Genomic DNA, 11,523 nt, shown 5'->3' on the forward strand with positions numbered 1-11,523 from the left:
GTACCATTAAGGCGATCTCAAAGCCCTACCCAAGGTGGTCTGTGAACACGTACGAGCCTCAATTTCCGGCCGGTCACCTCGCAAGTGAACCCGGAACCCTTGTCGACCTCATTTTAAAGAACGTCGCAGAGCACCCGGATACTCCAGCGATCGACGACGGCACTACAGTTCTCACATACGCGGAGCTCATTGAGCAGATGCGTAACTTTGGACTCACTCTGCACGAGCACGGGGTGGGGCCAGGCGACAAGGTGGGTGTTCGCGTCTCCTCTGGTTCCGTTGATCTGTACGTGTCGATTTTGTCGGTGCTCATGATCGGCGCGGCCTACGTCCCTGTCGATGTTGACGACCCGGACGAGCGTGCCCGTACGGTCTTCGAAGAAGCCAATGTCGCTGCCGTCATCACCGACGGCCCCACGATCACCAAAGTGACCACGCGCGAAACGCCACCCGAACTTCGCGCCCCGGTCCCCGAGGACGACTGTTGGGTGATTTTCACCTCGGGATCTACGGGCAAACCCAAGGGTGTTGCCGTCACACACCGGTCCGCGGCCGCGTTCGTGGCAGCCGAAGCACAGATTTTCTGCCAGGACGAACCGTTGGGTCCATCCGACCGAGTGCTAGCCGGCTTGTCGGTGGCATTCGACGCGAGCTGTGAAGAAATGTGGCTCGCGTGGGGTCACGGAGCCTGCCTGGTTCCGGCTCCCCGCGCGTTGGTGAAGTCCGGAATGGACTTGGGCCCGTGGCTTGCGAGTAGGCGCATCTCGGTCGTCTCCACGGTCCCCACGCTGGCAGCCCTGTGGCCACCAGAAACTTTGGACAATGTGCGCCTCCTCATTTTTGGTGGCGAAGCCTGCCCACTTGAACTGGCTCAGCGTCTGTCTGACGGGGACCGCGAAGTGTGGAACACATACGGTCCCACCGAAGCCACCGTGGTTGCGTGTGCTGCCCCGCTGGGCGAAGAGCCCGTGCGTATTGGTCTTCCTCTGGCCGGGTGGGATCTGGCCGTCGTCAACCCAGAAACCGGCATCCCGGTTGCCGAAGGTGAAACGGGTGAACTCATCATCGGCGGGGTGGGGCTCGCGCGTTATTTGGACCCAGAAAAGGACGCCGAAAAATACGCTCCTATGGAAACGCTCGGCTGGGAGCGCGCATACAGATCCGGTGACCTCGTCATCAACGACCCAGCCGGTCTGATCTTCGTCGGCCGAGCCGACGAACAAATCAAACTGGGTGGCCGCCGTATTGAAATGGGTGAAGTCGACGCCGCCCTCCAATCGCTACCCGACGTTCACGGTGGCGCGGCCGCGGTGAAAACCACCTCTGGCGGGGTTCAACTGCTGATTGGTTATTTGGCACCCTCACCCGGCGTCACTGCTGACGCGCAGCAGCTCGAAACCTGGTCCCAGCAACTCCGTGACGTGTTGCCACCTGCCCTTGTTCCGCGCCTAGCCATCGTCGACGATCTGCCAACCAAGACCTCGGGCAAGGTTGACCGCAACGCACTCCCCTGGCCTCTTCCAGGCATGGACACCTCCGAGGACACCGGTGATGTCCCAGCCGAATACGCCTGGATCGCCGAACAGTGGGAGGCCACCCTGGGCGCAGCACCCGGCATGAACACGGACTTCTTTAACGCCGGTGGCGGATCCTTGGCCGCGGCTCAGCTGGTGAGCCGCTTGCGCACCAACTTCTCGACCATCACCGTAGGTGACATTTACGCACACCCACGCTTCGGCGCACTCGCTGAAATGTGTACGGGAACCGAACCCACCACCCAGCGTTCCGAACGCACCGTGAAGCGCACCAGTCGCTTCATGCAGTGGATGCAGACCCTCTTGGGCATTCCGGTCCACATTTTGGCGGCGATGCACTGGATCGTCATGACGCTGGCCGCAATGAACGTGCTCGCACTCATGGGCGCGCCTGTCATCACCACGTCATGGTGGCTGATCGGTGTTCTCTACCTGGTGTTCGTCACATCGTGGGGGCGCATGTTGGTCTCAGCTGGCTGTGCGCGTCTGCTCTTGGGCAACCTCAAACCCGGCGTGTATCCGCGCTCCGGGTGGGTCCACTTGCGCCTGTGGTTGGCCGAACACATCGCCGACAACGCCTCTGCCGTCTCGGTTGGTTCTGCCCCGTGGGTCACGTGGTACGCGCGCCTGCTGGGTAACAAGTTGGGGCGCGATATCGACCTCCACTCCATCCCGCCGGTAACAGGCATGCTCACCTTGGAAGAGGGTGCCGCAATTGAGCCCGAGGTGGATCTCAAGGGCTGGTGGGTCGATGGAGATCTGTTGCGGGTTGGCCCCATTCACGTGGGCAAGTACGCCGTTGTTGGGTCCCGTTCAACTCTCATGCCCGGCACGCGCGTGGGCGCAGAAGCCCGTGTCGCTCCGGGCTCGGCAGTGACGGGTAAAGTGCGCAAGAAGCAGGTGTACTCCGGGTCCCCTGCTCAGCGCACATCGAAGAAACACCATCGCTGGCCGGCACCGCCAAGCAAGCGTGCGCACTTGCCGTTCTTGCTCTACGCGGTCGGTTCGATCCTCCACGCGTCTATTCCGTATTTGGCCGCGGTTCCGCCCATTGCGCTCATGCTGTGGATGTACGGTGTTGACGTTGTCACTCAGCCGCTGACTCTTCTCGCATGGTCACCGGCCCTGGCACTCATCTGGTTTGTTTTCACCGCCTTGTTTGTCCTCATTGCGGTGCGCACGCTGTCGATTGGTTTGCGCGAAGGCACGTATCCCGTGCGTTCGCTCATGGGCTTTAGGGTCTGGGCTACCGAACGCATCATGGACATGGCCCGGGATCTACTGTTCCCCATGTACGCCGGTCTGATCACGCCCATCTGGTTGCGACTGTTGGGCACCAAGGTGGGTTCAGGTGTCGAAGCTTCGACGGTGCTGTTGGTTCCCAAGATGACGCACATCGCTTCCGGCGCGTTCCTCGCCGACGACACCATGGTCGCCAGTTACGAACTGGGTAACGGGTGGATGCGTATTGGCCACGCCAAAGTGGGTAAGCGCGCCTTCCTGGGTAACTCTGGAATTGCGGCAGCCGGGCGCAGGGTTCCGAAGAACTCCCTGGTTGCGGTGTTGTCGGCAGCGCCTCCCAAGTCAAAGAAGGGTAGCTCGTGGATCGGTTCGCCTCCTGTTGAGCTCCGGCGCGCCGAGGTGGCGGCCGACGAATCGCTCACGTACGCACCTCCCAAGAAACTCAAGGTGGCGCGTGGAGCGTGGGAGACTCTGCGTCTGTTGTCCGTGGGTGTCGCTGGTCTCATGGTCGCTGGCGTGATCCTTTCGCTTATGTGGATTACTCAAGCGACACAGTCAGCTGTGTGGGCCATTGTGTTGTCCGGACTGGTCATGATGTGCGCGGGCGCTGTTGCCGCCGGTGTTGCCGTGGTGACCAAGTGGTTGTTTGTGGGTCGTATCCCTGCTGGTGAACACCCGCTCTGGTCCTCGTTTATCTGGCGTAACGAGGTCGCTGACTGCTTTGTTGAGCTCATTGCTGCCCCGTGGTTTACCCGAAAGGCTGTGGGAACGCCGGCTCTCGTGTGGTACTTGCGTGCGCTCGGGGCCAAGATTGGCCACGGCGTGTGGTGTGAAACGTACTGGTTGCCAGAAGCCGATCTGGTGGTCTTGGAGAACAACTCCACGGTGAACCGTGGATGCGTGGTCCAAACGCACCTTTTCCACGACCGTGTCATGTCCCTTGACGCGGTGACCTTGGAGGACGGTGCTACCCTTGGGCCAAACAGCGTTATCTTGCCGGCCGCCACACTGGGCAGGTCGTCTACCGTGGGGCCCACGTCGCTTGTGATGCGTGGAGAATTTGTTCCCGCGAACGCGTACTTTACAGGCAACCCAGTTGTCCCCTGGGTCGATGCGCCTGTTGACCAAGAGTAAAGGATTTACGTGACCGACCCTTATCTACCGCAGAGCGGGAGCACTTCGTACAAAGTTGCACACTACGATCTGCGGTTGGACTACCACACTGCCCCAAACCGTTTAAACGGAATTGCCACACTCCAGATCGAACCTCTCGAAGCGGTCAGTTCTTTTAAACTCGACTTGTCTGGTCTTACCGTCACCAAGGTGTATGTCAACGGCAAGACCACCAGGTTCAAGCAGTCTCCGGGTCAAGTCACCGTCCGGTCCGCGCTTACTCCGGGGACGCCAGTTCGTGCCGAGATTCGCTACAACGGAAATCCCGCCCCTGCCATGGGCACATGGGGCGATGTGGGTTGGGAAGAACTCGAAGAGGGCGTGCTGGTTGCCGGTCAACCCAACGGCGCATCCACGTGGTTCCCGTGCAACGACCACCCGCGGAACAAGTCCACGTACACCATCACGATCCTCTCGGACTCCGACTACGTGTCGATTGCGAACGGAACGCTCACGTCTACCCGGCGCAAAGCATCGCGCACCGAATGGGTCTGGGAGTGCAATGTCCCCATGGCCACGTATCTGGCTACCGTCCAGATCGGCCCCTACAAGATGGGACCCCTGGAGCCTGGCCAGCATAAAGCGTCTCGCATTCCCATGGCGCTTGCAACGGCCGAACACAACTGGGCTAAAGCACAGAACTTCTTGAGCCTGCAGCACCAAATGATGAACGTGTTTGAGGACCTTTTTGGCCCCTACCCGTTTGACCGTTACGGCGTGGTCGTCACCAACGAACACTTAGAAATCCCGCTTGAGAGCCAACCACTTTCCATCCTGGGGCCCAACCATGTTGGCCAGTCCTGGGAAGCCGAACGTTTAGTGGCGCACGAGCTTTCCCACCAGTGGTTCGGGAACTCTGTCAGCCTCACCACGTGGTCAGATATCTGGCTCAACGAAGGTTTCGCGTGTTATTCCGAATGGCTGTGGGCGGAGTCCAAGGGTCACCAAGCGGCTTCGAGTCATGCCAAGCGCCACTGGGGCTTGCTCAAGCTCAAGCCTGGGCTCATTCTCACTAATCCCGGTGCCCCAGACATGTTTGACGACCGGGTGTATAAGAAGGGCGCGCTGGCAGTTCATTCCCTGCGCCATCACGTGGGCGATGAGAAGTTCTTCACGCTTCTGCGCGCCTGGACACAGACATATAAGCATGCGAACGCCACCACAACGGATTTCCTCACCATGACGAATCAGGTCTGTGGCGAAGGTGCCAACGATGTGCTCACGCCGTGGCTCTACGAACAGTCACTCCCGCCTTTCCCAGGCGGGCTGTTATAAGAACCGCCTGAGAACCGCTCTAGGTCGAGGCGATCATCAAGCTCGAATCACCGTTAACACCGGCAGTAATGTAGCCCAACTGGGCAAACAGTGCGGCCGCCGGGTTGGCGTGGTTCACCGACAGTGACACAGACTCGATTCCTTCGTCATACAGCTTGGAATGGAGTTTAGAAATGAGCTTGGTCGCAATCCCCCGGCCCTGAAACTCCGGAATGACCGCAATTGCGAGTTCAGGAACATCGTCGGCGATATACCCGTACCCATGGGGCAAGTAACGGACCCACGCAGCCCCCACAGGCTGGTCGTCTTCCCACGCGATCAGTGCGTGGTCGCCTTCTTTGCCCCAGTCCTCAACGTAGGCACGCACGTGCGGGTCGAGTTCGTCAAAATTGGTGTGAGTGCCCGGCCAGTTAATGCACTGCATGAGAAACGGTTCTAAAAGTTGCGTTGTCGACGGCTCTGTCGCACCACTAAAGTTCATGGCACCAGGCTAATGTTCCTTCTGCTTTGCGTCGAGTACCGCAACGGCGCGCGCACGACGAATCCACCCTTCGCCGCGCATCCGTGCCCCCAAGCCCACGGCACGGAAAGCCATGAACCCAAAACAGAAGCACGCCCACAGGGTACTGATCGTGAAACTCATGCCCATCGCCGCCCATACCAGCAGGGCAAATCCGGTAGCCGCACCAAACTGCGCCAGTGCCAAATACCGGGCATCCGAGGCGCCCAAAAGAATCCCGTCAAGCGTAAACACGTACCCGGCCAGAGGCATACTTACCGCCAGAATCAGCACTAGGCCCGTGACAGTGGAAACGACCTCGGGACTGGACGTAAACGCCCTGCCCACAAACGGACTCACAACAGCGAGCACAACACCCACAACGATTCCAAAGCCCACACCCCACACAATCAGGCGGGTTTTGACAACATGCACCTTCTGAGTGTCGTCCTTACCCACGTACAGTCCGATCATGGCTTGCCCGGCGATCGCCAGCGAGTCCAGCACCAGCGCAAGCGAGTTGAACAGGGTCTGGGCAATCTGCACAGCCGCCAGGCTCACGGTGCCCATCACGCTGGCAACAGATACCAGCACAATGAGAGCCGCGCGCAGGCTCGCGGATCGGATGAGAAGCCAGCCCGAGGTGGAAGCCGCTGACAACACTCCCGACCAGTCAGGTGCCAAGGAGGCGTTGTGGCGCCGGGCTGCCCGCCCGGCGAAAACCAGGTACACAGAACACATGGCGGCATGAGCCAGCACGCTCCCCCACGCCGAACCGGCAACACCTAAGCCCATTCCGTAAATGAACACGGCGTTGAGCCCAATGTTTAGGCCAAACCCGCCAGCCGCCACGACGAGTGGCGTCACCGTGTCTTGCATACCGCGCAACAGTCCCGTCGCAGCAATCACGATCAGCATAAACGGCAGTCCCCACCATGACACGGTGACATATGAGAGGGCGCCGGCGAACACCTCGGGCGAGGGATCAAACATGCGCAAAACCGGGCCCAACAGGGGCAGACCGGCGGCCACCAGAACGACGGACACCACCAGGGCCAACCACATGCCGTCAAACCCGGCACTCACGGCGCGCCTGTAATCCCCTGCGCCCACAAACCTGGCCACACGCGGGGTGGTCGCATACGCGAGAAAAATCATGAGTCCCAGGACCGTCTGCACTACCACACCGGCCAGGGCTAAGGACGCCAAGGCGTCCTTCCCCAGGTGGCCTACCATCGCAGTGTCGGCGAGGAGGAAGATGGGTTCGGCAGCGAGCGCTCCCAAAGCCGGAAGCGCCAAACGAAGAATGTCACGATCAACAGCACGCACGGGCCCCAATTGTAGTGGGCTAGCCCGTGCGTGTGGGTTTTGTGGTTTTTCTATCGCAGTGGAAGTTAGTGGTCCGCGGCGACCGCGCGCATTTCGCGGCGCAGGATTTTGCCCGAGGCGGTCTTGGGCAGTGCGTCGATGAAGTTCACCTGGCGTGGCGCTTTGTAGGCCGCCAAGTGTTTGCGACAGTGTTCGATGATCTGATCTTCAGTGACGTCCTCGCCGGCCCGAAGTGTCACGAACGCGACCACGTTTTCACCGCGGTAGTCGTCCGGGACACCCACAACGGCGGCTTCCGATACGGCCGGGTGCAGGTACAGGACATCCTCGACCTCACGTGGCCACACCTTGAAGCCGGAGGCGTTGATCATGTCCTTCTTGCGGTCCACGATGTATACCCATCCGTCTTTGTCCATGAAGCCCACGTCGCCGGTGTGGAGTTCGCCGTCCGGAATGTCGGTTTCTGTTGCCGTTAGGTTGTTGAGGTAGCAGTGCGCCACCATGGGGCCGCTGACATAGACTTCGCCCACTTCGCCTGGGTCGCAGTCGGAGCCGTCTTCACGAGCAATGCGCACGTGCGCGTCCACACTGGGCAGACCACACGACAGGTTGCCCGACTCCGGGTCCACGGGGGCGCGCAACCAGTGGGGAACGGTAATGCACTGAGCGCTGGTTTCCGTCAGCCCGTACCCTTGACCTACGTAGATGCCCGCGCGTTCTTCGAACTTCTTGACAAGGCCTTCAGGAAGGGCGGCCCCACCGGACATGATGGAGCGGAAGGAACTGAAGTCGTCCGGCGTGAAGTCCGGCTGAGCGAGCAGTGCCGTGAACGCTGTGGCTGGCCCGGCCATGTAGACCGGGCGCGTTTCGCGGAATTGCTTGAGCGCAACTGCAGGGTCAAAGCGATAGTTGAGCACCAGAGTGGCTTTGGTGGAGATTGCAGACAAGAAAATGCATACAAATCCGGTGATGTGGAAGACCGGAGCCATTTGGTAGAACGTCAGCTTGGGTTCGAACTTATAGCGGTGCACCAGCATGAGTGAGTTGACGCCCAGCCCCTTAAACGGCAAGAGCGCGCCTTTGGATTTGCCAGAGGTTCCCGAGGTGTACCCGATGAGGCCTACCGCGTCTGGGTCGTGTGCGCGTTTGTTCACGGGGACCGTGGCACCGTCATGTTCTTTGAGAACGGTGAGGAAGTCAGGCTGGCCAGTGTCGATCTGTTGCGGGAACATGTCGAAAATGGCCGGTTCGTTGGTGGTGACGAAATCGTGTTCGCCCACCGTCACCACCAGCGGAATGTGCCCGGCATGGTCCTTTACTCGATCCATGTACGCCGCTGATGAAACCACGAGTGCTTTCACCCCGGAGTCACTGAAAATGTGGTCGAGTTCGTCCCGATACATGGGGTTGAGTGGGACGACAACTCCGCCAAGTTTCCATACGGCGATAACCGCGACCATGTAGTGCGGGACGTTTTGCAAGTACACACCCAGTGGATCGCCTTCACCAAAACCGTTGTGGGAAAGGTATGCGGCGAACGCGTTACTCATGCGGTCGACGTCACTATATGTGAGTTCGGTTCCGTAGTAGTAGATCGCGGGGTGTTCAGGAACCTCGTTAACCGCGTCAATCCACAGGTCCAGCGGAGGTGTGAGAGCAATAGGAGTTGCGTCTTCAGGGTTGTCGTAGGCGGTTTTCAGCCAAGGTTTTTCGTCAATCCAGCTCATGGGTCACTCCTTTGTGACAAAGACACCGGGTGGCGCGGTGGCCACCCGGTGTCAGGGTTTTTAACAGACTTCGAACAGTCCTGCAGCGCCCATGCCGCCACCAACACACATGGTGACAACAACGTATTTAGCGCCGCGTCGCTTACCTTCGATGAGTGCGTGCCCGGTCAGGCGCGCGCCCGTCATTCCATACGGGTGTCCAACCGAAATACCGCCACCGTTGACGTTGTACTTTTCCGGGTCAATTCCCAAACGGTCACGGCAGTACAAAGCTTGAACAGCAAACGCTTCGTTGAGCTCCCACAGGCCAATGTCATCGACCGTCAGCCCGTGTTGCTTGAGCAGTTTAGGAACCGCATACACCGGTCCGATCCCCATTTCGTCAGGCGCCAGACCCGCAACTGCGATCCCTCGGTAGATGCCCAGTGGCTCCAGGCCACGGCGTGAGGCTTCGGCATCGCTCATGAGAACTGCTGCCGATGCGCCGTCGGAAAGCTGTGACGCGTTTCCAGCGGTGATGCACGGAGTGTCGGACAGTTCACTGGGCTCCAGCACCGGCTTGAGGCTTGCGAGTCCTTCAAGCGTTGTGGACGGACGGTTACCTTCGTCCTTGGTGAGCGTCAGCGTCTTTTCCGAGATCTCTTTTGTCTCTTTGTCCTGCACCAGCATGGTGGATTCCAAAGGAACAATCTCGTCGTCGAACTTCCCAGCTTCCTGGGCTGCCGCCGTGCGCATCTGCGACTGGTACGAATACTCGTCTTGAGCCTCACGGGACACGCCATACCGCTTAGCCACGACCTCGGCGGTTTCCAACATGGAGTAGTACGTGTCCGGGCGGTGCTCAACGATCCACGGGTCCTTGGTTTTGAACGTGTTCATCTTGTCGTTCTGAACCAGCGACACGGACTCAACGCCACCACCCACAGCGACATTCATACCGTCAACCAGAATCTGCTTGGCAGCAATCGAAATCGCCATCAAGCCAGAGGCACACTGGCGATCCACGCTCATGCCGGACACTTCAACAGGCAGGCCCGCGCGGATTGCGGCCTGACGTGCCACGTTACCGCCCTGGGCACCCTGCTGAAGAGCTGCACCGATCACGACATCCTCGACTTCGCCACCTTCGAGACCGGCGCGCTTGACTGCATGCTCGATCGCGTGACCAGCGAGTGTCTGCGACTGCGTGTTGTTAAACGCACCGCGGTAAGCCTTACCAATGGGGGTGCGTGCAGTTGAAACGATGACTGCGTCTGTCATGAGTCGTCTCCTTTAGTTGCGTGGCCCACCGGCGACGTAAATGACTTGACCGGAAACGAATCCGGCGCCTTCTGAAGCCAAGAACGACGCGGTGTGAGCGATGTCTTCTGGGACACCTGGGCGTGCAACAGGGATCTGGGAGACGTTGAGTTTGACGAACTCTTCCCAGTCCATGCCCAGGCGTTCTGCCGTGGCCTTGGTCATGTCGGTTTGGATGAATCCAGGAGCAATAGCGTTTGCGGTCACGCCGAACTTGCCCAGTTCGAACGCGTACGTCTTGGTCATGCCCTGAATCCCGGCCTTTGCTGCCGAGTAGTTGGTCTGCCCACGGTTACCCAGCGCCGAGGTGGATGACATGGAAATGATGCGACCAAACTTTTCTTCCACCATGTATTTCTGCACGGCCTTAGTCATGATGAAGTTACCCGTGAGGTGAACGTCCAAGACCTTGGTGAAGCCGTCCAGTGGCATCTTGAAGAGCATGTCGTCGCGAATGATGCCTGCGTTGTTCACCAGAATGGTGGGCGCGCCCAGTTCCTCAGCGATACGTTCAACGGCTTGGGTTGCGGAGGCTTCGTCGGTAACGTCGGCACCGATTCCCAGTGCTTTTCCGCCTGCCGCTTCGATCTCTTTGACAACGGCTTGAGTGTCTTCTTCGCGCAGGTCGATGACGGCTACGTTGTGCCCGTCCTGTGCGAGACGAGTAGCGATAGCCGCGCCAATTCCGCGAGCTCCACCGGTGACAATTGCAGTTCTATTCACAATCAACCTCTATTCTCCACGTCTGTGTGGTCTATCACATTCTTAACTGAACACTCGTTTAGACGCAACCGGTTCTCACGTGTGTTCAGTCCTCGTCGACCGTGTCGAACAGATCGATAGACCCCGCCCCCACGCGCCTAACAACGGGAGCGCCACTGGAGAAGTCCACAACAGTCGACGGAGTAGTTCCAGGCACCCCCGAAGCCACAATGACATCAACCAGCTTGCCAATGCGCGCTTCCACATCAACCGGATCAGTCAAAGGCTCATCTTCACCCGGCAACAGCAAGGTGGACGACAGGATCGGCTCCCCCACGCGCTCAATCAGATCCAGCGACAGTCGATTGTCCGGAATGCGTGCTCCCACAGTCTTTTTCTTGGCGTGCAACATGCGCCGGGGAACCTCTTTTGTGGCCTTGAGAATAAACGTATACGGCCCAGGCGTGAGCGTTTTAATGGTACGAAAGGCGCTGTTGTCGACAATGACAAACTGGCCCAGCTGAGCAAAGTCGTGACACATGAGCGTGAAGTGGTGCTTCGCGTTCAACTGCCGAATCCGCGTAATGCGTTCGATGCCGTCCTTGTTGTCCAGCGAACACCCAAGCGCGTAGCACGAGTCCGTTGGGTAGGCGATCAAACCGCCGTTTGTGATCACGTCAACAACAGATGAAATGAGTCGTGGTTGAGGGTTTTCCGGATGGATCTCAAGAATTTCAGCCAT

8 protein-coding genes are annotated in these 11,523 nt (G+C 59.2%); 2 read left to right on the top strand and 6 right to left on the bottom strand.

Annotated features, from left to right (window positions below; genetic code table 11):
* Positions 1–41: 41 nt before the first annotated feature.
* Both MHX53_RS09160 and MHX53_RS09165 read left to right on the top strand, forming a co-directional pair.
* The gene (locus MHX53_RS09160; protein ID WP_239272364.1) at positions 42–3,911 is read left to right on the top strand and encodes a Pls/PosA family non-ribosomal peptide synthetase; all 3,870 of its coding nucleotides are present in this window, start codon (positions 42–44) and stop codon (positions 3,909–3,911) included.
* A gap of 9 nt (positions 3,912–3,920) precedes the next feature.
* Positions 3,921–5,225, top strand: coding sequence for a M1 family metallopeptidase (locus tag MHX53_RS09165; RefSeq protein ID WP_239272366.1), 1,305 nt, complete (start codon positions 3,921–3,923; stop codon positions 5,223–5,225).
* A gap of 19 nt (positions 5,226–5,244) precedes the next feature.
* On the opposite strand, the gene MHX53_RS09170 is transcribed toward MHX53_RS09165, so the two are convergent.
* From MHX53_RS09170 to MHX53_RS09195, 6 genes are all read right to left on the bottom strand, one after another.
* Complete coding sequence (locus tag MHX53_RS09170) at positions 5,245–5,706, bottom strand: GNAT family N-acetyltransferase (RefSeq protein ID WP_239272368.1); 462 nt, start codon at positions 5,704–5,706, stop codon at positions 5,245–5,247.
* Between the two features lie 9 nt (positions 5,707–5,715).
* On the bottom strand, positions 5,716–7,053 hold the full coding sequence (locus MHX53_RS09175) for an MATE family efflux transporter (RefSeq protein ID WP_239272370.1): 1,338 nt from the start codon (positions 7,051–7,053) through the stop codon (positions 5,716–5,718).
* A 65-nt stretch (positions 7,054–7,118) separates the two neighbouring features.
* Positions 7,119–8,780 (bottom strand): AMP-binding protein, encoded by a 1,662-nt coding sequence (locus tag MHX53_RS09180; protein ID WP_239272372.1) that lies wholly within the window; start codon positions 8,778–8,780, stop codon positions 7,119–7,121.
* Positions 8,781–8,840: 60 nt separating this feature from the next.
* Positions 8,841–10,040 carry an acetyl-CoA C-acyltransferase gene (locus MHX53_RS09185; protein WP_239272374.1) on the bottom strand — a complete coding sequence of 400 codons (1,200 nt, stop codon included), beginning with the start codon at positions 10,038–10,040 and terminating at the stop codon, positions 8,841–8,843.
* Between the two features lie 12 nt (positions 10,041–10,052).
* Positions 10,053–10,802, bottom strand: coding sequence for an SDR family oxidoreductase (locus MHX53_RS09190; RefSeq protein WP_219722362.1), 750 nt, complete (start codon positions 10,800–10,802; stop codon positions 10,053–10,055).
* 85 nt (positions 10,803–10,887) lie between these two features.
* On the bottom strand, positions 10,888–11,523 hold the full coding sequence (locus MHX53_RS09195) for an L-threonylcarbamoyladenylate synthase (RefSeq protein WP_204515782.1): 636 nt from the start codon (positions 11,521–11,523) through the stop codon (positions 10,888–10,890).

Source organism: Brevibacterium sp. ACRRH (assembly GCF_022346365.1).
In the GTDB taxonomy this organism is placed as follows: domain Bacteria; phylum Actinomycetota; class Actinomycetes; order Actinomycetales; family Brevibacteriaceae; genus Brevibacterium; species Brevibacterium paucivorans.